We start from the raw sequence: 24965 nt of genomic DNA on the forward strand, positions 1-24965 counted from the left end.
AATACAATTTTAAAAGTATCGCCGCAGTTAATCTGTTCGCTAGCACACTCAAACCTGTACCCTAGTTCTTCATCAGCAGCACCTCGACTTGATGTCGCGCATGATCGTCAATCATCAAAATTATTCCATCTGCTTGCAGCACACCATCGACGCTAACCCTAATTGAGCTTGTTGTACTAGCAGGGCGGGATATTTGGATGTGATAACTGGCGCTGTGAAATTGGTAATCCAACTCAAAGCCTGTCCACTCATCCGGAATCAACGGTTGGATCGTTAATCGATTGCCCGCCAACTTAATTCCTAGCAGCGATTCGAGTAGTAAGCGATACATCCAACCAGCAGAACCGGTGTACCAAGTCCAACCGCCGCGCCCGACATGCGGCGCGACTGCATAGACATCGGCAGCAACGACATATGGTTCCACCTTGTAGATTGTCAGGGCGTCTTTGGTTTTTGCGTGATTGATGGGATTGATAATCTGGGTAATTCCCCACGCGTTTTTGCTATCGCCCATTTGCGCGTAAGCCATTGCTGCCCAAATAGCGGCATGGGTATATTGCCCGCCGTTTTCGCGCACTCCGGGTACGTAACCGCGGATATAGCCAGGATTTTGCGGGCCGTGATCAAACGGTGGGTCGAGTAGTTTAACGATGCCTTCTTTTGCGTTGACTAGCCGCTCATGCAGCGCTTGCATAGCTCGTTTTGATTTCTTAGGATCGCCAGCACCAGACAACACTGACCAACTTTGGGAAATCGAATCAATCTGGCATTCACTATTTTGTGCTGAACCTAAGGGTGAGCCATCGTCAAAATAAGCTCGCCGATACCAAGCGCCATCCCATGCATGCTGATCAATATGGGCCCGCAGTAGATCGCCTTCAGTTTGGCAACGTAAGGCAAATTCGCCATCGTTGTGCTGTTCGGAGATGAGCTTAAAGTTGACCAAAATATCGTATAAGAAAAAGCTTAGCCAAACACTTTCACCTTTGCCTTGATTGCCAACTTTATCCATACCATCATTCCAGTCGCATGAACCCATTAATGATAAGGAATGACTACCAAAGCGCAAACCGTGTTCAATCGCCAGTTTGCAATGCTCGTACAGCGTGGCAGATTTACCGGAAACGGTCGGCGTGTCGTAATACGAATCTTCTTCTGGGCTGACTTTGCGACCTTCCAAAAATGGCACGATTTCATCCAGCACGCCGTAATCATGGCTGCTCATCACATAGCGTTGCACTGCCAGCGGCAACCATAAGAAATCATCCGAACAATTAGTCCGTACACCACGATTACTAGGCGGATGCCACCAATGTTGCACATCACCTTCGACAAATTGATGCGCCGCGTGCAGCAGCACTTGTTGGCGCACCAACGCCGGTTGGCAATGAATCAGCGCCATACAATCTTGCAATTGATCGCGAAAGCCAAATGCGCCACCAGATTGGTAATAGCCGCTGCGCGCCCACAACCGGCAAGCAATAGTCTGATAGAGCAACCAACCGTTGGTTAAGAAATTAATAGATTGGTCTGGAGTCGTTACCGTGACTTTGCCTAGGGTGTTATTCCAATAGTGCTTAACTTGTTCTAAGGCTGTACTGGAATTGGTTTCACCGCCATAGCGCTCGACCAAGTTACTGATGTTGACCTGGTCCGTGTTAGCCATGCCGAGTATGAATGTGAATTGCCGTTCTTCCCCGGGGGCTAAATCACAAGCGACTTGAATGACGGCGCAGGGGTCGAAGTTGGAGCCGATTTTGCCCGATAGTTTGGCGTTTTCCATTGCCGCTGGGCGTTGTAATGATTGATTACGCCCGATGAATTCGTCCCGATCACAGGTGATTTTCTTCAAGGTGCTATTGACGTCAAAGAAGGCGACGCGATTGCAAAAGTCGGTGTTATACGGATTACGCGCCAGAATTGCGCCAGAAATCGGGTCGAATTCGGTGATGATGTGCATGGCTGATTTAGATCGTAAATCGCCCAAGACCCATTCGACATATCCGGTTGCAGTCAGCTTGCGCGCCACGCTGGAAGTATTTTGTAGTTGTAAAACCGAATACTTAATGGACGCATCCAGCGCGACATAAACGGTTAGCGTTGAAACGATGCCTGCTTCTTCATGTTCAAACACGCTGTAGCCAAAACCGTGGCGCGTTTTATATTCGCCGGTGCCGCGGCAAGGTAGGGGAGTTGGCGACCAAAACGCGCCGGTTTCTTCGTCGCGCAAATAAAACGCTTCGCCACTCGGATCACAAATCGGGTCATTATCCCAAGGCGTTAAGCGGAACTCATGCGCGTTTTCGCCCCAAGTATAGGCTTGCCCGCTCTCGGAAATCACCGTACCGAATTGAGGATTTGCGATCACATTGGCCCACGGCGCTGGCGTGACTTGGTCGGAGCTGGTGACGATCACATATTCTTTGCCATCTTGACTAAAACCACCGAACTCCGAAGCTAGCGCCAAGCTGCTTTTGCTTAATTCGGAATAAGGTAGTTTGGCGGCAACGGGCGGCATTGATCGTTTAGTTGGTTGCAGTTTAGTCGGCGCGATTTTTAACGCTTCACGCCGATTCATTTGTGCTGCCAACGTACCGCCGCTGTCGGTCAAAATAATCCGCGCCACCGATTGAAATAAAATGCGATCTTCAAGGGTAATTTGATCCGCTATCCGCACAAAAATAGTACCCGCACGGTCGCCAGATTGGTGGCCCGATACCGAATTAATTAGTCCCAAGATTTGATCTTGCAGCACTTGCCGATAGCTGGCGTGGTCTTCATTCCAGATAACTAAATCGACCGCTAAACCACGCAAGCTCCAATAGGTATGCGCTTGAATTAATTGATGGACTAATCCGATGTTTTCACGGTTCTTAATCTGCACCAAGACGATCGGCAAATCGCCAGAAATGGTGTAACTCCATAAACCCGATTGCCCGCGTCGGTTGCGAATCAACACGCTATTCTCTGCGCGTAGCAGCGGATTGATATAGATCACACTGCTGGCCAATCGGTTATATAACTGGGCATCTTCTTCGCTAGCATTTAATTGGCGCAGGGCGACTTGGCTGTGAGTCCAGGCCAATTCGATCACACGGTAGGCCAAATGGCGATCTTGGAATTTGTCGATCAAGGCCAAACAAGTTACGCGCGAATCGGTAATGCCGGTCACGATATCGACGGTAGCGGTTTCGTCTGGCTCCAAGGCGATTTGGTACCGGATCGCAACAATCGGATCAAGCACCGAGCCTTGGGTATTGGTGAGTGGATTACTGTGCATCATCGCCTGAGGTTGCGCGATCGTGTTACCGCGACCAATAAATTGCAGCCTATCGGTTTCGTACGACACATCCATTACGGTTGCGCCATGCACGGTCACTAGGTGAAACATCCAAGGTACAGTTTCTGCCGCCGAACGTGCCCGACGATGGCAGATGATGGCGTGACGTGCATGGATAATTTCGGTTTGGACAAATAAATTGCTAAAGCTGGGATGGCTTAAATCATCCATAGACGGCGCTAATACGACTTCTGCGTAGCTGGTGATATCAATGATTTTGCGCACCCGCGAACGATTGATGATGCTGGTGCGGCGCAGTTCTACATCGTCTTCGGGCGAGACCACGATCTCGGTATACATCTCAAATTGCTGATTATTGCGCCGAATCTCAACCCGCCCTTCAGAAAACTTGACTTCGTAATTGCTGGCTGCGGTGGTAGTAGGTTGAAAACCGGTGGACCAATAATGACCATCTTCCAAATCTCGCACAAAACAGAAGGTACCCCAATTATCGCGAGTCGTATCTTCATGCCAGCGCGTAACCGATAAATTATTCCACTGACTATAGCCGGCGCCAGAATTTGTGACCATGACGTGATAGCGCCCGTTTGACAATAACTGCAACTCGGGGATAGTCGAGTTAGGCGTCAAGATAGTGCGCGTTTGCATGGCCGGATTGGCGGGGATGGTGCGAATATCGGCGAGTTCAGTGGTATTGGAATAGGTTGCCGTTTCCTTGGGAATGCGCTCTAACAACAAGGGCATGGTGGCTTGGAATAAGGGATCGGATTCAAAACGGCGCTGCATAGGTCGCTGCAATAACACATAAGCTGCTGATAAAAAACTCATCGCCTGATGATGAGTCATGAAGGAATAAATAATCGCGTAAGTTTGACCGCGCATTAAACGTGATTTGGTGTAATCAATCGCTTCAAAAAAACCAAACTTGCCTTCATAACCGCAGGCCGACAGGGTTTCCAAATTAGCACATGCTTTTTCTGGGTAAACCATTAAAGCCATCATCGACGAATACGGAGCAATTACTAAGTCGTCGCCCAAGCCACGCTTGAAGCCCAATCCCGGCACGCCAAAAGCGCGGTATTGATAATTTAAATTGGTGTCAAAACTGTTGTAGCCCGATTCAGAAATGCCCCAAGGCACAGAGCGCTGTTGTCCATATTGAATCTGACGCGCCACCGCTGAATGGAGCGTTTGATCGAGTAAGGTGCGGTCAAAGGTCGGCATAATTAACAGCGGCATCAGATACTCAAACATTGAGCCGCTCCACGATAATAAAATCGGCTCGCCATCAGCGATGGTCAATTGCCGACCCAGCGCAAACCAACTCTCTTGCGGTAGCTGACTTTGTGCAATCGCCACAAAAGTTGTTAGGCGGGCTTCGGAAGCCAGCAAATCATAACAACCGCTATCGCGCCGACGTTCGGTGACATTAAAGCCGATATAGAGCAAATGGGTAATTGAGTTGTACAAAAAGCTGTAATCGCTTTGTGCAAAGTCTGTCGCCAGTTGAATCATATTTTTAATCGACTCAATCCGCAGCTTGGCACGCTCGGCGGCGCTGATGATGGAGCTACTCAGTGCATTGAAGTCGATGTCGCTGAGTTGATAGACTTTTTTAAGCTCTAAAAATAGCGGCGATGTCGGGTCGAACTTGGCGAGCTGAACTAGATTGCTGACTTCGTACAAACTAGCAATGTCAGCCGTCCATTTTTGTGGCTCTAGGTCCTTAATCCAGGGCGTTAAATAAAGCAAATCGGTATAGGCACTCAAACATTGTCCAGCCAAGCTGTGCACAATATTGCTTAGTTCAGAATCAAGCGGTAGCAAATTCGCTTGGATTAATTCATCAATAAATCCTTGAGAATAGTCTCGTAGCTTGGTGAGTTGCGCCTCCAGTGGAATTAATTCATACGAGCTTAGGGCACAGGCCAGTTTCAGTTCGTCTTCAAACAGTGCTTTGCTGGTGAGCGGAGTTTGATTGAGGACTTCCAACAGCATCAGGTAGCTATCTTTAATCCCCGCGAAGATCGCCAAATTAAAAGTTGGCGCACTCAGTAGTTCGTTTACTCCTGCGCGAAAGGTCAATAAATGCCCAGTCAGATTACCGCTATCCACTGCCGAGACATACCTTGGCTCCAGCGGCACCAGCTCTTGCGTGTCGTACCAGTTGAAGAAATGGCCGCGATAGCGTTCCAGCTTAAACATGGTGAGCAAGGTCGCCCTTGAGCGTTCGATCAAAGTGCTGGCATTGATAAAACCAAAATCGTACGCGGCTAAATTGGTCGTCAACAATAAGCCAATATTGGTTGGCGACGTGCGGTGGGCGATGGCAAAGAGCGGTTTTTCTTGCACATTGTCGGGTGGTAGCCAATTATCATTCGGGCCGACATAGGTTTCAAAAAAGAGCCAAATTTTGCGGGAGATTTTGCGTAAAAATACTACTTGTTGCTGCGTTAAATCCGAGCTGCGATGTTCAATTGGGCGACTAATTAAAAAGGCCAGCAGCGGCGAACCAAGCCAGAGTAGCAAAATCGGCGCAGCGCAGAGCAGCGAATAGGGATTGCTAAACCACAAATAGCTCGCGCTCAGCAATGCTAAGGTGGGCGAAAACCACATCAATCTGAAGTAGTACAGAAGACTATTTTTAGACAAGGAACTGGATTCGCTCGATGGATTCCATTCCAACAGTTTTTTGTGCGTGACGAATAAGCGCCAATTGGTCAAGATGATTGCCGCCGAATTGATCCATGCTTCAAACGGCAAAAAGGCAAACAATAATCCGGTATGTAAAAACTGGCTGGTTGTTGCTTTTAACAGCGCGCTGAGATGTTGCATGATGGATGTGTCACTCGCCTTGACCAATAACTTAAGCAAGAACGAGCAAACAATCGGGATGAAATAAATCGCCAAGACGACACAAGTCCAAAACAAGGCAAAGTCCGTTCCAGCCCAGCCAGCGATTAATAAAGCGGTCATGCCGATCGGCACAATGCTGCGACGCAGATTGTCTGCGATTTTCCACTTCGATAAGGCCGATAGTGGATTGATTAATTGACTTGCTTTGCTAACTTCGGCACTGGCTTCGCCCGGAACATGTGGCAAAATCCACGACGCAATTTGCCAATCGCCCCGAATCCAGCGATAACGGCGACTCACATCATCACGATAGGTGGAGGGATATTTCTCATACAGTTGCACATCACTGAGTAGACCGGAGCGCAGGTAACAGCCTTCTAATAAATCGTGGCTCAGAATCCGGTTGACTGGCATTCGGCCTTTTAGAATGGTTGAGAAGGCTTCCAGATCATAAATGCCTTTGCCGATAAAAGAACCTTCACCGAACACATCTTGGTATACGTCGGACGCGCTACGGGTATAAGGGTCGATGCCTATGTCGCCGCCGCACAGCAGTTCATACAGCGACGCATCGGTGCGCGGCAAACAAACTACTACCCGCGGCTGCAAAATCCCATAGCCATCAACGATTAGATTGCGGCCTGGATCGTATTGCGCTTGGTTCAAAGGATGGGCGAGTGTTCCGATAAACTTGCGGGCGGAATCACGCGGAAGTTCGGTATCCGTGTCCAAGGTAATGACATATTTGACTTTAACGGTGGCTGAAATGATCCCGACGATGACCGAGAATGGCGTTGCAATCTGATCCAGCAAAAACGCATTCAGATCAACTAATTTGCCGCGTTTGCGCTCGTAACCCATCCATAATTTATCTTGCTTATCCCAAGTGCGTGGTCGATGTAGTAGCAAGAAATTATCTTCATCCACCAGGGGATAGCGTTGATTGAGCTTTAAAATATTGGCCTTGACATGGCCGATTAAGCTGGCGTCTTCGGGCAAGGTTTCGGTATCGGCATCACAAAAATCAGTTAGCAAACAAAACCGTAAATTGGCATCGTGGTTAGCCAGATAACGCACCTCGAGCGATTCAATCAAATCGTCAATATTTTTTTTGGTGAACAGCATGCACGGGATGGTGACCATGGTGCGAAACTCTTCGGGAATGCCAAGCGAAAAATCCAGCCGTGGCAGCAATACTGGAATCACAATCAAGGTGCTGAGCCAGTTCACGATAGACACCGCAAATTGGGTCACGCAAATTAGGGTTAGCAAAATTATTCCGCCCAAGACCCAATCCTTGACGCCGAATTCGATTGTTTGTAGCACGATCAATAACGCGGAGAATAGGCTAATTAAGCCTATGCCACCCAAATACATCGCCAGCGGCCTGTGTTTACACTGCAGTGCCAATTTGCCAAACCAGCTGGGTGTATGTCCTACCGCCTGCATGAGTAGCGGAAGCCCTTTGTTCATCAAATAGTAGCCAACGTGGCTGGTTCGATCTTGGCGCGTCGCATGGGTTAAATTGCTGAGTGCTAGTTGCAAGGCCTTTTCGGCGATTTGGGTTTCAGTAGTGCCGGTGTCGCGGGCGATTTTCTCTACCGCGTGGCGATATTGGTCGCGGGTGGCAAAGTCCATTTTTTTAAAAATTTCCGCCGGATCGCGTTCTAAAATCTGGTTGACTTCGCTCATCGTTTCGACAAATTCGCACCAATCCATATTGGTTAAAAAGCGCAAACTGCTAATGCTATTGCTGATGGAAACTTGATCGATCGCTTGCTTTTGTGCTTCGGTTTGGACGATGGAATCAATGTGCTCGCCGCCCTCGGTCAAACGCTGGGCTAGCCAGGTCAAGGGTAAGGATAAGGAAGGGCTTTCGCCTTGTAAGCGCCGCACCAATTCAGCCACGAAAGAACTTTCCATTGGCGGATTAGAGCGCGCCATATCGGCGACTAATAGGATTAATTTATTCGGATCGCGCACGGCAGTCTCTATCATGCGATCAGCCCACGAACCCGCCAAATTGCGATTGACTCGATTAACTGCAAGCCGCTCGGCAATGCCACGTAAGTTCTCAATCAAGGCCAAACGTAACATGATGGGAATAGCCCATAATTCGCCCAGCTTGAGCACGGTTACCTTTTGATAGGCCGCGACAAAATAGCTCAAGCTCTCAGGATCAACCCGGCCATCGCCGTGCACAATCGTCTCAATCGCGATGTCATAAACCCGCGGTCTGCCGGTGGAATCGCCAGTGATAAGTTGCGGTAACTCTTTGCTGTAGTTCTTGGGTAAGTGGCGCTTGGCGGTACGAATTTGTTCTTCGATTAAATAGAAATTATCGAGTAACCAAATCGCTGCAGGAGTAACTTGCACGCCCGCTTTGACGGCCAGCGTCAATTCATTGCAGGCGTTGAGAATGACGCGCTCATTGTCAGCGAGTCGCGCTAGTAATTGATCGGACTTTTTTCCTAAACAGAGATCATGGGTTTTAGCCAGCATGCTGCCATGCTTTTGCATCTGGATCGCACTAAATAATTCGGATCGGATGAGTAATTCTTTTTGTAAGGGATGCGCTAGTTTGTTTTTGCCGGCGAAAATTTGTTTGACTCGTTGCAGTTGAATAGAAAAGTACGCGGTGTATTTGTTCAATTGGGCCAGTTCTTTCCTGTGAAGTATTACGCCTACTTTATGGAAGGAATAGCTTATGCAATCTCGATCAAACTTTATGTACGTTAGCGAACTGAAAAAACCGCGATGCTCCTGCTACGATCACGCTTCAAACTACGCTTAGTTTTGTGGCGCTGCCATTTATCAATTGTAGAAATTGGCAAACTAATTTCGCCATGCATTGACTACCGCTTTGTAATGTGAGGATTTTTTGTTACCTAAAAACCTGCAAATAAATCCTCCCTTCGATGACAATTTGGCTCAAATCACGCTTAACTCGATTGGGGATGCAGTGATTTGTACCGACATGGCGGGTCGCATTGATTATCTCAATGATGCAGCGGAAAAAATCACCAAATGGTCTAAGGCCGACGCGCGCGGGCAGTTGCTTAACACCGTCTTTAATATTATTAACGCCGACAATCGCGAACCAAAAATTAATACGGTCGAATTGGTGTTAAAAAATGATCACCCAATAGACCTGCCGATTAATACCATTCTCATTCGCAAAGACGGCAGCGAGATTCATATCGAAGATTCGGCGTCACCGATACACAATAATCTAGGCAGCCAATACGGCGTGGTGATCGTGTTTCGTGATGTGAGTGCGGCGCAAGATGCGGCCAGCAAGTTAATGTATCAAGCTCAGCACGACAATTTGACTAATTTACCGAATCGACTTGTGCTCAGCGATAGAATCGCGCACGCGATTGCGCTGGCCGAACGCAATAAAAGCCAGTTTTACGTGCTGTTCATCGATTTGGATAATTTTAAAAAAATTAACGACAGCCTCGGTCACAGCATAGGCGACCAATTGCTGAAAGAAGTCGCTAATCGCTTGGTCGGTTGTATTCGGCATTCCGATACGGTAAGCCGCCAAGGTGGCGATGAATTTATCGTGCTGCTCTCTGAATGCCAACTTCAAGCTGAGGCGGCGCAGATAACCAGCAAAATTCTAGCTACCTTGCTAATCCCGTATCGCTTCGCTCACACCACGTTTTCTATCTCTGCCAGCATAGGAATCAGCCGTTATCCGATCGATGGACGGGACGTGGCGATCCTGATTAATCTCGCCGACGCCGCGATGTATCAAGCTAAAAAGCGCGGGCGCAATAATTTTCAATTTTATGAAGCAGGGCTGGAACAGCTTGTGCCAGCGCGATGATGCTTTTTTGATGCGCTTACGCGATCAATTGATTTAAAAAACACAATGTTAGCTAACGCACGGAAGCAGGCGCTAAGTTAGCTTAATTTCTATGCTTATGTGACATCAAATTCAATCGGCTTCGCTTTATCGGAGAGGGAAAAGTATGGATACAAATCAGGCAGTTGTCTTGGCGTCCTACATCGGCTCAAAGATGCACGATGAGTTCATTAAAATCTTTAGCGGCGACATTGAAGAGAGCGAATTGGTGCACAACCAGCTCAAAAATCCTCCTGAGGTGATGGAGCCGGAACCCAGTAACGACTGAAGTAATTTGGTTGGTCGATTTTATTTTACTCACTTTTTTGAACGCACTTTTCGAGGATAACGTCACATGACTAATTTATTAAAGCTTAAATCGAACGAGGATTTTGACTACGATCCCAACACCTTATTGGATTGTTTACTCAATAAGCTGCATTTAAAAAATGACGCAGCATTGTCTCGCGCCTTAAAAATCGGCCCACCGGTCATTAGCAAAATCCGCAACCGTCACTTGCCGGTTGGCGCTTCCATGTTGATTCGAATGCAGGAAGTCAGCGACATGAATATCAAAGAATTGCGCGCGTTGATGGGCGATAAGCGGCCAAAATTTAACGAAAAATAAGCGGGCGCATTAATTCATCGGGTTGCCACAACAGGGGAATATTCTGATTGAATCTGCGCCAGCTCAGGTAACCGTCTCCCCTTTAGGTCATCTGTTATTAGCCGGAAGTTGGGAGTTTGCGACCTTAAAGAGCAAGTCGATTGTGCTGCCTAATGCAACGCCTGATGCTGAGTCAGTGATCGTGATTGATGCGACGAAATTAGATTTCATCGATGGCACCGGCGCTTGGATTTTGCAGAATTGTTTGCAGCGTCTGCGGCAACAAGGCAAACAGATACGTTTAGAAGGTTGGACGGCAAGCAATCTGAAATTAATGCAACAAATTGAGCAGCAGCAGAGCGTCAAGTTGCCGACCAAAGCCGCGATTCCATTGTTGAATCAAATTGGAATGAATGCCGCAGCGCAGTACAAAAGTGGTTTCGCCTTGCTGTCGTTTATCGGTCAGGTTGCTATGGCATTGGTGGCAAATCTGTCGCACCGCAGCCGCTGGCGCTGGGCGATTGTGTGCAATAACGTGCAAAGCGCTGGCGTGGATGCGTTAGCGATTATTGGCATCACATCGTGCTTGCTGGGTGTTGTTGTGGCTTATCAGGGAGTGGATCAGTTACGCCATTACGGTGCCAATATTTTTGTGGTGGACTTAATTGGTTACTCGATGCTGCGCGAATTCTCGCCCTTGATTACCGCCATTATTATTGCCGGTCGTTCGAGTTCAGCATTTGCCGCACAAATTGGAACGATGAAGATTATGGAAGAACTCGACGGCATGCGCACCATCGGTATTGATCCTATCAATATGCTAGTTCTTCCCAAACTCATCGCGCTAATGTTGGTTTTGCCCTTGTTGACGGTGTTCTCGGATATGGCGGGCGTGGTCGGCGGGATGGTGATGGCGCGTTCGCAATTGGATATCAGCTTTAATGAATTCCTCACGCGCTTTGCCTTAGTGATACATCCAACTTCGTTTTTAATCGGTGTGGGTAAGGCGCTGGTATTTTCGGTTGTGATTACGCTCATCGGTTGCTTCCAAGGGCTTGCAACTAAGGGCGATGCCGATAGCGTGGGTCAGCAAACGACGCGTAGCGTGGTGCAATCAATTTTTATTGTGATTTCGCTCGATGCGGTATTTTCGGTGGTGTTTAGTTTGTTGGGAATGTGAGGTGGATAGCGTTCCCTTATCCCCTTCAGACGTGATCGAGATGCAGAAAATCTGCACCAGCTTTGGCAAGCATCAGGTTCACGCCAATTTAGACTTGAGCGTAAAACGTGGTGAAATCTTTGCCTTGATTGGCGATAGCGGTTCCGGCAAATCAACCTTGTTGCGCGAAATGATGCTGTTGCATAAGCCAGATTCGGGCTCGATTCGGGTATTGGATATTGATTTGAATTCTGCAACCGAGCAGCAAATAAAAGAGCTGCATCAACGTTGGGGCGTGATGTTTCAATATGGCGGCTTATTCGGCACCCTGACTATTCGCGCTAATGTCGGTTTGCCATTGCGTGAACATACCAACTTAGTCGATGAATTAATTAATCAAATCGCTGATTGGAAAATCAAGATCAGCGGTTTGCAGGAGGACGCCGCTTTGCAGTTTCCAGACCAATTAAGCGGTGGAATGCTTAAACGTGCTTCGATGGCGCGGGCGTTGGCGATGGATCCGATTTTATTATTTTTAGATGAGCCAACAGCGGGCCTTGATCCGAGTGGCGCGGATGGTATCGATAAATTGATTAAAGACGTGCAAGCGATGTATCAAGCCACTATTGTGATGGTAACGCATGATTTGGATTTACTTTGGCAAATCGCAGACCGTGTCGCGGTCTTGGGCGAAGGTAAGGTGGTTGGGGTTGGAACGATGTTGGAATTATCCACGATGACGCACCCGATTATTCGTAGCTACTTTGACGGCGCGCGCGGTCGATCGGCGCAACAGCTGGCCTTGATACAACGTCAAAAACTCATCGCGTGAGATGATCTAGGCCACGGTTAAGCGCTATTCGATTCACCCATTCTAAAAATAACGAGAGCATGCCCGTGGAATCCAAAGTGAACTATGCCTTAGTTGGTGCTTTCGTTTTAGTCTTGAGCGCAATACTGATTTGCGTGGTGTTATGGCTGGCGGTGGGTATTCGCATTAAGAAGCATGAACAATTGTATGGCGCGGTGATACAAGAATCGGTTGCGGGTTTGGATGTCGATGCGCCGGTTAAATATTTGGGCGTGGATGTTGGTAAGGTAAAGAAAATCTTTATCGATCCGCATAGCCCGCAACAGGTGCAGTTGGTCTTTGCTATCGAGCACGGCACTTTAATTAAACAAGACACGGTTGCCGTTTTAAAGTCGCAAGGTTTAACCGGTATCGCCTATGTCGAACTTAGCGGCGGTACAGCCAATTCTCCGGTTCTGACAGTTCACGCCAATCAGCCTTATCCAATGATAGTCATTAAGCCTTCATTGAGTGCGCGTTTAGAAAATGTCTTGAGCAATGTGTTAGCCAATTTAGATCAAACCTCAGCCACCGTGAATGCCATGTTTGACCAAGATAATCGCATGGAAGTAAAGCGCATCCTCAATAGCACATCGGTGATCCTAGCGACAATTGCGGCACAAAAAGAGCAAATACATCGTTTTATTGTCGATGCTGCGGCTACCGCTAATGGCACGGCTAAGGCGATTCCCAAACTGAGTCAAGCGATTGATCAAGTCGGTCGGGGAGCTGGGGCCTTTGAAAAAATGTCTGTCCAATTATCCAAAACCAGCACAAACGCTGACCAAGCTTTAAGCAAGGTTGATCAAGCCGCCAACAACATTACCCAACAAACTTTACCTAAATTTGATTTGCTGCTGAGCGACTTGGCCGATCTATCCAAGTCCTTAAAGCGGCTTAGCGATCAAACCGAGGGCAATCCCAATAGCTTAATTTTAGGAACCGATCCGGTCCCGTTTGGCCCTGGAGAATCGAGCAAACCATGATAATTACTATCCCCACCTATTTGCTTCAAATCCTCATGGGCGTGCTCATCGTGTGCGTGTTGTTTGGATGCTCGATGCTGGTCGGTGACCGCGGGCCTGCAACGGTGCATTACTCGTTTGATGCAGTATTGAGCGCGCTGCCACGGGCATCGGACAGTGCTTTATTAGCATCAGGCTTGCTAAATCAGCCCACGATTTATGTCGCTCCGATTAAATCGGCGGCGGGATTTGATAGCAATAAAATCGTTTATATTCGCCAGCAATTTCAGCCTAATTATTACCGACTCGGACAATGGGTTGATGCCCCAGCGGTGATGTTAGAGCCAATAGTGATTAGCGCGTTGCAGCAGGTTGGCTTGAATGCGTCGAATCATTTATCGACCGCTAAGTCGGAGCAGTTTCAACTCAATATCGACATCCTGCGCTTACAGCAAGAATTCTTCAGTCAGCCAAGTAAAGTGCATTTTACGATTCGCATGCGCTTAATAGATCAATCCAGCGGCGCACTGTTAGTAGATAGGGAGTTCAATAAACTGATTCCGTCGGCGACAGAAGACACCTACGGCGGAGTGGTGGCGGCCAATGCGGCGGTGCGCGCAGTGCTGGATGAATTGGCGACTTTGTGTCGCAGTGAATTAGCCTTGCGCCATGCTCAATAATTTTCTGAGCTAAAAATTTGAAGCAATTATCGTTTATCAGCCCGCGCTTGCAGCATCAAATACATGAGCGCGACGTTAATCGCATCATTGAGCGCATCGTGGCGCGGTAAATCGGGTAGCTGTAATGTTTCAATAATGGACGCCATGCGCAAGTCAACGTAGCCGTCGCGCTTGGTTTTGATTTCTTGATCGTAGTAGATGCCAGAAACTTCAATTGCTTTATTTGGCAAGCCTATGCCTATCATGGGCTTCAAAAATTTATTGATCACCTTAATATCGTATTCCAAGTAATAACCCACCAAGGGGCGCGCGCCGATAAAGTCCAAAAGTTGCTTAATCGCCTCCGCTACGGGAATTCCATTCGAGACATCTTTCGGACGCAAGCCGTGGATTTTGACATTGCTTGCTTCCATGATGCCTTCGGGCTTGACGATGACATAAAACGATTCGCTCGTCAGAATACGATTGTTGCGAATTTTGACCGCGCCTATCGATAAAATCTCCGCCTTCTTAACATTTAAACTGGTGGTCTCGCAATCAAAGCTGACTAGCTCGTCGGACTCTTGGTCAAATAAAAAGGCGTAGCTCGGGTCCGACAATTGACGGCGCAGCCACGCTCGGCGTAGGGCGGTCAACATTAAAAAATTCCTAGATGAAAATGTTGATGGATTTTTTGTTTAAAGCGCTTCACTACCTGCAAAGCGACTTTTAATAAATCGCGCTCCAAGGTGGTCAGCGATTGCATATCGATTTGATTGTGGTTACTGCCAAACGACTGCGACAGTTGATCGGATAAGCCAGCGTCTAGCCGTAAATCCATCATCAAGCTGAGTGATTCAACCAAATCCTGCGCCAAGCTTTGGTCCAAAATACCTAGATGTGCAAGGCGATTGATACGCTCAAAGGAATTGGTTTCGACTAATCGTGCTTGCAGACTAAGCGCCCGCACACCATGCACAATAGGGAAAATCCCCATCTTTTTAATGTCCATGTGGCTGGTGTTTTCGCGGTGGATTAATTGCGAAAAAAAGCCCTGATTAACCGAATCAAACAAAGTAATAGGACGAGAGAATTGACCAAATCGACCTTCGTCGTCGCTTAATAAGCGATTCAGATAATCGTCCACTTCTTTCAGAATAGATTCGTCGCCCGCGACCACCTTAGCATCGACAAATATCGCTAACTGCATCATCGAATCAGCATCTGGCGCGTTACACCATTGGTACACCGTTTGTTTGAAATCGGTGATCTTTTTGCGCCATGCTGGATTATTCACCATGATTTTGCCGTTGCAAGGCGGATAGCCTAAGCGCGTCAGCGAGCGTGAAAATTCAACGCAGGCTTGTTCAGCTAGGGCCAAATCAACGCCGTCGCGCATGATTAAGGCATTGTCTTGATCGGTCTTGAGAATCTGCTCGCCGCGTCCTTCCGAACCCATTACCAACAAGCAGCTATGTTCAATTAACTCTGGCGGAGCAATGATGCTCCATGCTTTTTCAAACAAGCTGGTGTTGAGAACCTGAGTCAATTGCGCCAACTGCTGCGCCCGCATGCCGTTGCCGCGCAAAATCTTAATCGACTTGGTCATCTGTTCGGCAATATCGACTAGCGTGTCGATAGTAGTAGCGCGCTCGAGCCGCTGGGCGATTAAATGGGTGTGATTAGAAAAGTACGCCAAGATGTCGATTTGCTCTAACGCTCCGATCGGTTGGCCGTGTTCGGTTACGATCACTCGTTGAATCTTAAATTGCGTCATGCGCAGCAGCGCGTTAAAAACGTAGTCATCCAAATCGCAGCACACCAAGTCAAACTGCGTCCACGCTAGGATAGGTTGGTCGGAGGTAGCGCCAGCGATAACGATGTCGCGCATGGCAGATTCGGTCAGTAAGCCGATGCGATCTTCGTGCTTGACCAAAATCGATTTAATTTTATTGTGCTTTAAGCTTTGGGCGGCCTCCAAGATCGTGCTCGCACCGTCTAGCCAAGTGGCTTTATGGCGAAACGCGTCACGCACTTTGGCGGTAATCATGCTTTCGACTTCTTTGACCCGCCCGGTGTAGGCCATGTTGGCGAGCTTATCCGCCACGCTGGTGTAAAAATACGCGCCGAACTGGGCGTTGGTATTGATTAATTCTTTGACCGTGGCTTTGGGGATGGTGAATAGCAAAGCCTGTTCTTGTACTACAAAGCGATTAGGGCTAGTGCCTTCAATCAGCGCTCGCGCCTCAAAGGTATCGCGCGCCCGGTAAACGCCCACGACTTCATTAGCCAGATTAACTTCGCGCACCAAGCCTTTGATCACGACATAGAGCGACTCAATCGCTTGATTCGCCTCAATAATCACGGCCTCATCGTCATAAAAAACCATATCGACCGACGCTTGTAGCACCGAGCGTTCAGCGCTGGTGAGGATTTCGTACGGAGAAAAACTAAAGTCAAATCGGTCCATAAGCTCACTTTTTTCTGTAGTCGCTAGGCGGTTTGTCGCTCGGGCAGGCATAGAGCACAACTCAAAAATAGTAAGTCAAATAGTGACCGATTGCAATAAAGTGCTCAAACAACACTATGTGCGTTGCCGAACTGTGCCACCTGCCGTCCTTCGCCATACTGAGTTTGTCACTGGCCTAACTGTTGATTGAGTTCATTTGACGCTGTTGTTTGGCAACTGTATTAACTGCAACCAACAGCAATCCACCGCAATCCACCGCAATTTAGCGCCGACATTACCCCGCAATGTGTATGCACAACGTAATAACAACTTTTAAGGATTGACCATGTTCTCCATTCGACAATTAATGAGTAAATATGTATTGCTCGCTGTAACCGCCGTAACGCTGTCTGCGACGACTGGGGTTGCATTGGCCGCCTCCCAGGAAGAACTATCCAAGACTTCGAACATCGCGCTGGAATCGCTATACAAAACGAATCCAACCGCGGCAGTAATTGGTAAGAGTGCTCGCGCTATCGTGATTTTCCCTAGCATTGTGCGCGCCGGCTTTGTGTTTGGTGGTAGTTATGGTGAAGGAATTATGACCAAGGGCAATCAATTTGCGGGTTATTACAACTCGGTTTCGGCGTCTTGGGGTTGGCAGATCGGTGCGGAATCGTATGGTTACGTCGTGTTTTTGATGAATGAAAAAGCGGTGCAGTATTTAGAAAATTCGCACGGTTGGGAAATCGGCGTTGGCCCGACGGTCGTGGTGGTAAATGAAGGTGTAGCGAAAAATCTTTCATCAACCACGTTAAAAGACGATGCCTACGCATTCATCTTTGATCAAAAAGGTTTGATGGTCAGTTTGAGCTTAGAAGGCACAAAGATTTCTCGCATCAAAAAATAACAGTTTAGTTTCATCGTGTGTGGACTGCCTTTTTCCTGCTTACGTGTTGTGACTTTATTGTTGTGACAGTAAGCAGGAATTTTTTTTAGCCGAATTTATTCAATGCTGCACTAACCGAATGGGAACACTATGTTAAAAAATATAAGCGATTTAAAAAACTATGCGATTAGCGCAAGCGATGGTGAGATCGGCCATTTAAAAGATTTTTATTTTGATGATAAGTCGTGGGTAGTGCGCTATTTGGTGGTGGAAACCGGTAGTTGGCTGTTTAGTCGCAAAGTGTTGATTTCGCCGATTGCCATTAACCACATTAATTGGGACGACAAACTGCTCTCAATTCATCAATCCAAAGAGCAGATTAAAAATAGCCCCGATATCGATACCGACAAGCCGGTTTCGCGCCAGCATGAAATTATCTACAACGGCTATTACAACTATCCGTTGTACTGGGGCGGTGGTGGATTATGGGGGGTGGAAGATTACCCAACGTCGTTGTTGCCCAATCAAGTCACTGGCAACGCCAACTTCCCGCGCAATGTTGGTTCGCTTACCGCTGATGAAATTAAAGACACCGAAAAATTCGATCCGCATCTGCGCAGCTTCGACGAAATTTCACGTTATAAAATTCAAACTCCCGAGGGCGAAATCGGCCATGTAAAAGGCTTCTTGGTCAATGAAGCGAATTGGTTAGTGCGTTATTTAGTGGTTGATACCAATAACTGGTGGCCATCACACGGCGTGTTGGTTGAAATTGGCCGCATCGCTGAGGTGCGTTGGGCCGATAAAACTATCGTTGTTAATTTAAGCCGTGAATCGATTAAGGATGCGCCGTCTTATGATTCTTCCCGTGAATTGACCTACGAAGACGAACTGGCATTGCAGCGTCATTATGATCAACTTGGGTATGGCTTAACTGTTTAGCGTTGCGCTGCAAACGTGTCGCGGTGCAGCGCCGGACACGTTTTGGCGGTTTATACGTTCTAGATGCAGATGTCCGCCGGAGCTAATTCCCCGATGGAATTAATCGTGATATTGATGCTAGAGGTATCTTTGCTATTGCGCGGATCAAAAGCGAAATGCCCTTGGCGCACAAAGATGGTGGTGAGCTTTTTCTGCAAATCGTCTTTCATGGCTTTGAGAATACGTGGCTTATCATCGACCATCATAAAAAAATCAGCCGGATATTTGCGCTGAATATCTTCCAATTCCTTCTCTTTATGCACGTAGATTAAAACCCGTCCATCCACTTCATCCCAAATGCCGGACGCTTTGATTTTGTGCGGCTGAAAGACAATATCGCCATCCGAAACAATCACCGTTGTCCCAAGCGTATTGAGGTAATGAAGAACTTTGATCGCATCGGGATAGACGTGGTTCTTAAATGGATAATCCAGTACATAAGACGCTAAATCCAATAAATTATCCTCGTTAAAGGTCAGAAATCGGTAGCGCTGGATCGCACCCAGATAATCGGCATAGCCTAATTCTTGGCGTAGATTTTCAAAAATAGCCCAATATAATTCGCGGTAACTTTGCCCGATCGCTTCATCCAAATAATTCTTAAAATCGGCTTCAAAACTATCGTTATTAAATAGCGTGTTATCAAAGTCTAGTAAGAACACCCAATGCGTTTGTTTGGTGTTAGCCCTAGATGAAATTGCATAGTAGTCGGAAAGGTAATTAATTGGATATTCCATCGTCGGCTGCTTTCTCGTGGGTTGCTTCGGTATGCCCGCCGAACTGTTGGCGCATGGCGGAGAGTATTTTTTGTGCAAAATTGGCGTTGCCACGTGAGCTAAATCGGTCATATAAAGCGGCACTCAAAATCGGGGCTGGTACGGCTTCATCAAGCGCGGTATTAATCGTCCAGCGACCTTCGCCCGAGTCAGCCACATAGCCAGAATATGTATCTAAGTTGGGATCATCGAGCAGCGCGTGGGCGGTCAAATCCAGCAGTAAAGAACTAATAATGCTGCTGTGACGCCAGAGTTCGGTGATCTGCGCCAAGTCTAAGTCAAACTGGTAATAGTCGGAGTTACGCAGCGGCGTTGCAGCCACGTCGCCGTCATTTTGCTGCTTGCCGATATTGGCATTGCGTAAAATATTTAGCCCTTCCGCATACGCGCCCATGATGCCGTATTCAATTCCGTTATGAATCATTTTGACAAAATGCCCAGCACCGTGCGAGCCACAATACAGATAGCCACATTTGGCCGTGCCTTCTAAGTTGCGTGCGGTACTGGCGGCGGAAACTTTGCAATGTTCTTTATCAGGGGATAGCGCAATTAGTATTGGTTCTATGTATTGCACGATGTCTTTCTCGCCACCGACCATCAAGCAGTATCCGCCTTCTAAACCCAGAATCCCGCCGCTGGTTCCCACGTCGACAAAATGAATATGGAACGATTTGAGTATATGGTTGCGTTGAATATCGTCTTGGTAATACGAATTGCCGCCATCAATCAAAATATCGCCGGCACTTAATAAGGTGGCCAACATCCGCACATTTTCATTCACGCGCGCGGACGGAATCATTAACCAAATCACGCGCGGCAAACTGAGTTTGCTTACTAAATCGGCGGCCGATGTGCTGCCTTGTGCGCCATGCGCTGTGAGTGCATCGATAGCGCTTGATTTTGAATCAAAGACGACACAGTCATGTCCGGCAGTTAATAGGCGCAATGCCATATTGCTGCCCATCTTACCCAGCCCAATAATACCGATCTGCATAGTTAATTACTTTCATGTGTTGGTTTATCTCAGACTTGGTCGGAGCCACATAGCAGAAAATAAACTAATCCCATTCAGGCTTCTGTGCGCTGCGGAACGCAGGCTATTTTGTGCAAAGCACGCTATCGATGGTGGTGTGTGATACCACACGGATTAGCAGCGTCGATGTTTATATAGTGAAGCTCAGTATCTCCACTTAATAGGACTCGATAATGAATCCCGCATACGCCTTACAACAACTTGGTCAAAGCATTTGGCTCGACAATATTTCACGTCAAATTTTGCTCGATGGGACCTTGCAGCATTACATTGACGACAGCGCGATTACTGGCTTAACTTCTAATCCCACGATTTTTGAAAAAGGGATAAGCAGTTCTTCGTTATACGATCAGCAAATTCACCAATTGGGTGAAGTGATGAAATCAGCCGAACAGATTTTCTTCGAATTAGCGTTAGACGATTTAAGGCAGGCGGCCAATTTATTTGCGCCGCGCCATAAAGCAACAAACGGGGTCGATGGTTGGGTTTCGCTAGAAGTTTCTCCCTTGTATGCCAATTCCGCTGCCCAAACCATTCATCAAGCTAAGCAACTCCATATCAGCGCGAATAAGAAGAATCTATTCATTAAAATCCCGGGCACGCCGCAAGGTTTGATTGCGATTAAGGAATCGATTTTTTCCGATATCTCAATTAACGTCACCTTGTTATTTTCACGTGAACACTATCTAGCTGCGGCTGATGCCTACATGAGCGGGTTGGAAGCACGGATAGCAGCGGGAATGGAAGTGAATAAAGTGAGTTCGGTTGCGTCGATCTTCGTGAGTCGTTGGGACGTAGCTGCCGACAAAAGTGCGCCACAAGAAATGCATAATCAGCTAGGAATTGCGGTTGCTCAGCAAATATATTGTGCCTATCGTCAGATGTTAATCTCTCCGCGCTGGCGCAAATTGGCAGAGGCGGGCGCGCAGCATCAACGTTTGTTATGGGCCAGTACGGGGACCAAAGACCCTGCCGCACCAGACACTTTGTACATCCAGGCGTTGGCTGCTCCAGATACGATTAACACCATGCCAGAGAAAACTTTACTCGCCTTTTCTAACCACGGATTTGTGAATGGCAGCATGCCGGTCGATGATGGCGAAGCCAACAAAATTATTGCCGCATTTTTAAAAATTGGCATTGATGATCAATTACTCGCAATCCAATTACAAAAACAAGGTGTTAGTGCCTTCTCGCAATCGTGGGCGGAACTCATGACGGTGATTAGACAGAAATCGGCAAGCTATAGCGCGACGTTGGCTTCATGAAAATGACGCAACTCGCCAGAGAAGTTGAACGTGATTGCGCCCCAGCGTGGCAAGCGCTGCTGGAACATCAAGCGGCGAGCAAGGATAGTAAGTTAGCCGAACTATTCGCTAACGATGCGCAGCGCGGCGATCGGTTCACCGTGTTGGCTGGCGATGTGTACTTGGACTATTCTAAAAATCGGATTAACGCGCAAACCGTCAACCTGCTCTTGGACTTAGCCACCCAATGCCACCTGACGCAACATATCGATGCGCTGTTTTCTGGCGCTAAGATTAATTTTAGCGAAGCGCGAACGGCCAGCCATATTGCGTTGCGAGCTAGTTCCGCCGATGTGCTTAACGTGAACGGCGTTAACGTGGTGCCGATGGTGCATGAAGTATTAGAGCAGATGGCGATCTTTAGCGACCGGATTCGCAGCGGCAGTTGGTTGGGTGCTAGTGGCAAAGTGATTCGCAACGTGATTAATGTGGGAATCGGCGGCTCTGATCTTGGCCCGAAAATGGCCTACGAAGCGCTAAAGTATTACAGCCAACGCGATATCACTGTGCGCTTTATCGCCAATGTGGACGAATCCGAATTTGAAGAAGCCACCCGCGATTTAAATCCCGAAGAAACCTTGTTCATCGTCTGCTCTAAATCATTTACCACTTTTGAAACCCTCACCAATGCCTATCTGGCGCGTGCTTGGTTGTTGAGCGCGTTAAACAATGATGTTGCCAGTGTATTGAAATCGCACTTTGTTGCCGTTTCAAGCAATGTTGCAGCGGTCGAAAAATTTGGCATTTCGATGTCCAATTTGTTCGTCATTTGGGATTGGGTCGGTGGACGGTATTCGATGTGTTCGGCGGTGGGTTTATCCACCATGATTGCTATTGGGCCGGTCAATTTTAGAGCGATGTTAGACGGTTTTCGGTTGATCGATATGCACGTGAAAACCACGCCGATGAATCGTAATCTGCCAGTTATCTTGGGATTAATAGCGGTATGGAACGCCAATTTTTTAGACTCCAAGATAGTTGCAGTTTTACCCTATGAGCATTACCTAGCGCACTTTCCGGCCTATTTGCAGCAACTCACGATGGAAAGTAACGGCAAGCATGTAAACCAAGCAGGCGAGTCGATTACTGTCTCAAGCAGCCCAGTGTACTGGGGCGAACCAGGTACGAACTGCCAGCATTCCTTTGGCCAATTGCTGCATCAAGGTACGCAAATCGTGCCGTGCGATTTCATTGGCTTTGCACAGGCTTTATTCCCCAAAGGCCACGGACACGATATTTTGTTAGCGAACTTATTCGCCCAGGCTCGCGCACTGGCGTTTGGTAGGAGTAAAGAACAATTAATCGCGCAAGGTTGCTCTCCCGCGTTAGCACCGCAAAAAGTCTGTGAAGGAAATCGACCCAGTAATACGTTATTGGTCGATCAATTAACACCCAGTTCACTCGGTCAATTGGTCGCTGTGTATGAACACAGTGTGTTTGTGCAGGGCGTCATCTGGAAGATCGATTCGTTTGATCAATGGGGCGTCGAATTAGGCAAGGACTTAGCACCGCCTATCTTGGCTGATTTGATCGCCAAGGGCAAACCAAAGCTCGATCAGGATAGTTCGACGAACGGCTTAATTCATCGCATGCGACGCTTATTAGGGCGGGCTATGTATGATAATTAGCCCGCTGGCAGGCAAGCTGCCACCCGATGTCTTGTTGGTGGATATTCCAAAGCTCATTACCGCTTATTACAATCAAATCCCGAATGCCAATATCTCAGAACAGCGCGTCGTGTTCGGTACGTCCGGTCATCGTGGTTGTTCCTTGTTCACGAGTTTTAATGAATATCATGTGCTCGCGATTACCCAGGCGATTTGCGAATACCGGGCGATTCAGGGTTCTAGCGGCCCACTGTTTTTAGGCATAGATACGCACGCCTTATCGGTTCCTGCATTGTCGAGCGCGATGGAAGTGTTGGCGGCAAATGGTGTCGAAGTGATGTTGGCGATCAATGATGAATACACGCCAACACCCGCTGTATCCTTAGCCATCATCAAGCACAATCGCCATCTGCGTATGCGACTAGCAGACGGTATTATTTTGACGCCTTCGCATAATCCACCTTCTAATGGCGGCTATAAATACAATTTTCCCAACGGTGGTCCAGCCGATACTTTGGGCACGAATTGGATCGAAGCACGGGCTAATTACTTTTTAAAAAATAAAATGAATGGAGTTAAGCGGGTGTCCTTTAGTAAGGCAATTCACGCTTCGAGCACGCATCACTATGATTTTTTAAGCACCTATGTCAATGAGCTGGGATCGATTATTGATTTACCTGCGATCAGCCAAGCTCATCTGCATTTAGGGGTTGATCCACTGGGCGGCGCTGGGGTGCATTATTGGCCACGGATTGCCGAAGTGTATGAATTAAATCTGACTGTTATCAATGACAAAGTTGATCCAACATTTCGGTTTATGACCCTGGATTGGGATGGTTGCATTCGCATGGACCCTTCGTCGCCGTTTGCGATGGAACGCGTGATTCGGATGAAAGATCAGTTCGATATTTCCTTCGCTTGCGACACCGATCACGATAGACACGGAATCGTCTCTGTCAGCACAGGTTTGATGCAAGCCAATCACTATTTATCGGTTTCGATTGATTATTTATTTAAGCACCGTCCTTTGTGGAAGGACACCGTGAGCATTGGAAAAACGGTGGTTAGCACTCAATTGATTGATCGAATTGCACAACGTTTGGGGCGCTCCTTGTATGAAGTGCCGGTTGGGTTCAAATGGTTTTCTAGCGGTTTGTATGACGGTTCATTGGGCATTGCAGGCGAAGAAAGCGCGGGTGCTTCGTTTTTGCGTATGGATGGTTCGGTGTGGACTACCGATAAAGATGGGATTGTGCCAGCCTTATTGTCTGCCGAAATAATTGCCAAGACCGGATTCGATCCTGGCGAATTGTATGCCGGTTTAGCCGATGAATTTCATCATCCTGTGACCGATAGATTGGACGTTCATGCGTCGCCCGAGCAAAAAGCAAAGTTACTTAACTTCACGTCTGAACAATTCAAGCAAACTGAATTGGCAGGTAAGAAAATTCTCAAAGTGATTTCCAAAGCTGCTGGTAATAATGCGCCAATCGGTGGGCTCAAGGTGGAAATCGACGATGGTTGGTTTGCCGTGCGTCCGTCAGGAACGGAAGATATTTACAAGATTTATGCGGAAAGTTTTACAGGCGAAGAGCAACTGCACCTTATCTTGAACGAGGCGCAAATCATTGTAGATGGGATTTTGCATACCGCTTAATACATGAGCTCGCCTA

Annotated in this window: 17 protein-coding genes; 12 read left to right on the plus strand and 5 right to left on the minus strand. The window is 47.6% G+C overall.

Annotated elements, in window-relative coordinates; genetic code table 11:
• Positions 1–61: 61 nt before the first annotated feature.
• A complete protein-coding gene (locus tag E2I14_RS04910) occupies positions 62–8809 on the minus strand; it encodes a GH36-type glycosyl hydrolase domain-containing protein (RefSeq protein ID WP_227544597.1) in 8748 nt (2915 codons plus the stop codon).
• 274 nt (positions 8810–9083) lie between these two features.
• Here E2I14_RS04910 and E2I14_RS04915 point away from each other — a divergent pair, with 274 nt between their 5' ends.
• The 7 genes from E2I14_RS04915 (at position 9084) to E2I14_RS04940 (ending at position 14271) form a co-directional block, all read left to right on the plus strand.
• A complete protein-coding gene (locus E2I14_RS04915) occupies positions 9084–9992 on the plus strand; it encodes a diguanylate cyclase domain-containing protein (protein WP_133326035.1) in 909 nt (302 codons plus the stop codon).
• 145 nt (positions 9993–10137) lie between these two features.
• Complete coding sequence (locus tag E2I14_RS19260) at positions 10138–10299, plus strand: hypothetical protein (RefSeq protein WP_165967755.1); 162 nt, start codon at positions 10138–10140, stop codon at positions 10297–10299.
• Between the two features lie 66 nt (positions 10300–10365).
• Positions 10366–10638 carry a hypothetical protein gene (locus E2I14_RS04920; RefSeq protein WP_133326037.1) on the plus strand — a complete coding sequence of 91 codons (273 nt, stop codon included), beginning with the start codon at positions 10366–10368 and terminating at the stop codon, positions 10636–10638.
• A 22-nt stretch (positions 10639–10660) separates the two neighbouring features.
• On the plus strand, positions 10661–11797 hold the full coding sequence (locus E2I14_RS04925) for an ABC transporter permease (protein WP_206105582.1): 1137 nt from the start codon (positions 10661–10663) through the stop codon (positions 11795–11797).
• Between the two features lies 1 nt (position 11798).
• Complete coding sequence (locus E2I14_RS04930) at positions 11799–12608, plus strand: ABC transporter ATP-binding protein (RefSeq protein ID WP_206105583.1); 810 nt, start codon at positions 11799–11801, stop codon at positions 12606–12608.
• Between the two features lie 59 nt (positions 12609–12667).
• Positions 12668–13612 (plus strand): MlaD family protein, encoded by a 945-nt coding sequence (locus E2I14_RS04935; RefSeq protein WP_206105584.1) that lies wholly within the window; start codon positions 12668–12670, stop codon positions 13610–13612.
• Positions 13609–14271: an ABC-type transport auxiliary lipoprotein family protein gene (locus E2I14_RS04940; RefSeq protein WP_133326041.1), complete on the plus strand. Its 663-nt coding sequence runs from the start codon at positions 13609–13611 to the stop codon at positions 14269–14271. The genes E2I14_RS04935 and E2I14_RS04940 overlap by 4 nt, the downstream gene beginning before the upstream one ends.
• Positions 14272–14297: 26 nt before the next feature.
• On the opposite strand, the gene E2I14_RS04945 is transcribed toward E2I14_RS04940, so the two are convergent.
• Positions 14298–14909 carry a 3'-5' exonuclease gene (locus tag E2I14_RS04945; RefSeq protein WP_133326043.1) on the minus strand — a complete coding sequence of 204 codons (612 nt, stop codon included), beginning with the start codon at positions 14907–14909 and terminating at the stop codon, positions 14298–14300.
• Positions 14909–16720 (minus strand): DUF294 nucleotidyltransferase-like domain-containing protein, encoded by a 1812-nt coding sequence (locus E2I14_RS04950; protein ID WP_133326045.1) that lies wholly within the window; start codon positions 16718–16720, stop codon positions 14909–14911. The genes E2I14_RS04945 and E2I14_RS04950 overlap by 1 nt, the downstream gene beginning before the upstream one ends.
• Before the next feature lie 325 nt (positions 16721–17045).
• On the opposite strand from E2I14_RS04950, the gene E2I14_RS04955 reads away from it, so the two are divergent.
• Positions 17046–17609: a lipid-binding SYLF domain-containing protein gene (locus tag E2I14_RS04955; RefSeq protein WP_133326047.1), complete on the plus strand. Its 564-nt coding sequence runs from the start codon at positions 17046–17048 to the stop codon at positions 17607–17609.
• A 129-nt stretch (positions 17610–17738) separates the two neighbouring features.
• Entirely contained in the window at positions 17739–18530 is a 792-nt protein-coding gene (locus E2I14_RS04960; RefSeq protein WP_133326049.1) for a PRC-barrel domain-containing protein, read from the plus strand.
• Between the two features lie 59 nt (positions 18531–18589).
• Here the strand turns inward: E2I14_RS04960 and E2I14_RS04965 are convergent, their stop codons facing one another.
• Together E2I14_RS04965 and gnd are read right to left on the minus strand one after the other, a co-directional pair.
• Complete coding sequence (locus tag E2I14_RS04965) at positions 18590–19306, minus strand: HAD family hydrolase (RefSeq protein ID WP_227544598.1); 717 nt, start codon at positions 19304–19306, stop codon at positions 18590–18592.
• Entirely contained in the window at positions 19290–20339 is a 1050-nt protein-coding gene (gnd, locus tag E2I14_RS04970; protein WP_133326051.1) for a phosphogluconate dehydrogenase (NAD(+)-dependent, decarboxylating), read from the minus strand. The genes E2I14_RS04965 and gnd overlap by 17 nt, the downstream gene beginning before the upstream one ends.
• Before the next feature lie 212 nt (positions 20340–20551).
• Here gnd and tal point away from each other — a divergent pair, with 212 nt between their 5' ends.
• From tal to E2I14_RS04985, 3 genes are read left to right on the plus strand one after another with little or no spacing between them, the layout of a single operon-like run.
• The gene (gene tal / locus E2I14_RS04975) at positions 20552–21646 is read left to right on the plus strand and encodes a transaldolase (protein WP_133326053.1); all 1095 of its coding nucleotides are present in this window, start codon (positions 20552–20554) and stop codon (positions 21644–21646) included.
• Complete coding sequence (pgi, locus tag E2I14_RS04980) at positions 21643–23313, plus strand: glucose-6-phosphate isomerase (protein ID WP_227544599.1); 1671 nt, start codon at positions 21643–21645, stop codon at positions 23311–23313. Before tal ends, pgi begins: the two co-directional genes overlap by 4 nt.
• Positions 23303–24949 carry a phosphohexomutase domain-containing protein gene (locus tag E2I14_RS04985; protein WP_133326055.1) on the plus strand — a complete coding sequence of 549 codons (1647 nt, stop codon included), beginning with the start codon at positions 23303–23305 and terminating at the stop codon, positions 24947–24949. Before pgi ends, E2I14_RS04985 begins: the two co-directional genes overlap by 11 nt.
• The last annotated feature ends 16 nt before the right edge of the window (positions 24950–24965 follow it).

The sequence above is a fragment of the Sapientia aquatica genome (assembly GCF_004358105.1).
Taxonomy (GTDB): domain Bacteria; phylum Pseudomonadota; class Gammaproteobacteria; order Burkholderiales; family Burkholderiaceae_D; genus Solimicrobium; species Solimicrobium aquaticum.

What these genes read in the sequence shown, in the direction of transcription:
- E2I14_RS04920 (WP_133326037.1), top strand. Translation starts at nt 10,366, where the DNA reads ATGACTAATTTATTAAAGCTTAAATCGAACGAGGATTTTGACTACGAT.
- gnd (WP_133326051.1), bottom strand. Translation starts at nt 20,339, where the DNA reads ATGCAGATCGGTATTATTGGGCTGGGTAAGATGGGCAGCAATATGGCA.
- E2I14_RS04985 (WP_133326055.1), top strand. Translation starts at nt 23,303, where the DNA reads ATGATAATTAGCCCGCTGGCAGGCAAGCTGCCACCCGATGTCTTGTTG.
- E2I14_RS04945 (WP_133326043.1), bottom strand. Translation starts at nt 14,909, where the DNA reads ATGTTGACCGCCCTACGCCGAGCGTGGCTGCGCCGTCAATTGTCGGAC.
- tal (WP_133326053.1), top strand. Translation starts at nt 20,552, where the DNA reads ATGAATCCCGCATACGCCTTACAACAACTTGGTCAAAGCATTTGGCTC.
- E2I14_RS04950 (WP_133326045.1), bottom strand. Translation starts at nt 16,720, where the DNA reads ATGGACCGATTTGACTTTAGTTTTTCTCCGTACGAAATCCTCACCAGC.
- E2I14_RS19260 (WP_165967755.1), top strand. Translation starts at nt 10,138, where the DNA reads ATGGATACAAATCAGGCAGTTGTCTTGGCGTCCTACATCGGCTCAAAG.
- E2I14_RS04940 (WP_133326041.1), top strand. Translation starts at nt 13,609, where the DNA reads ATGATAATTACTATCCCCACCTATTTGCTTCAAATCCTCATGGGCGTG.
- E2I14_RS04965 (WP_227544598.1), bottom strand. Translation starts at nt 19,306, where the DNA reads ATGGAATATCCAATTAATTACCTTTCCGACTACTATGCAATTTCATCT.
- pgi (WP_227544599.1), top strand. Translation starts at nt 21,643, where the DNA reads ATGAAAATGACGCAACTCGCCAGAGAAGTTGAACGTGATTGCGCCCCA.
- E2I14_RS04960 (WP_133326049.1), top strand. Translation starts at nt 17,739, where the DNA reads ATGTTAAAAAATATAAGCGATTTAAAAAACTATGCGATTAGCGCAAGC.
- E2I14_RS04955 (WP_133326047.1), top strand. Translation starts at nt 17,046, where the DNA reads ATGTTCTCCATTCGACAATTAATGAGTAAATATGTATTGCTCGCTGTA.
- E2I14_RS04935 (WP_206105584.1), top strand. Translation starts at nt 12,668, where the DNA reads ATGCCCGTGGAATCCAAAGTGAACTATGCCTTAGTTGGTGCTTTCGTT.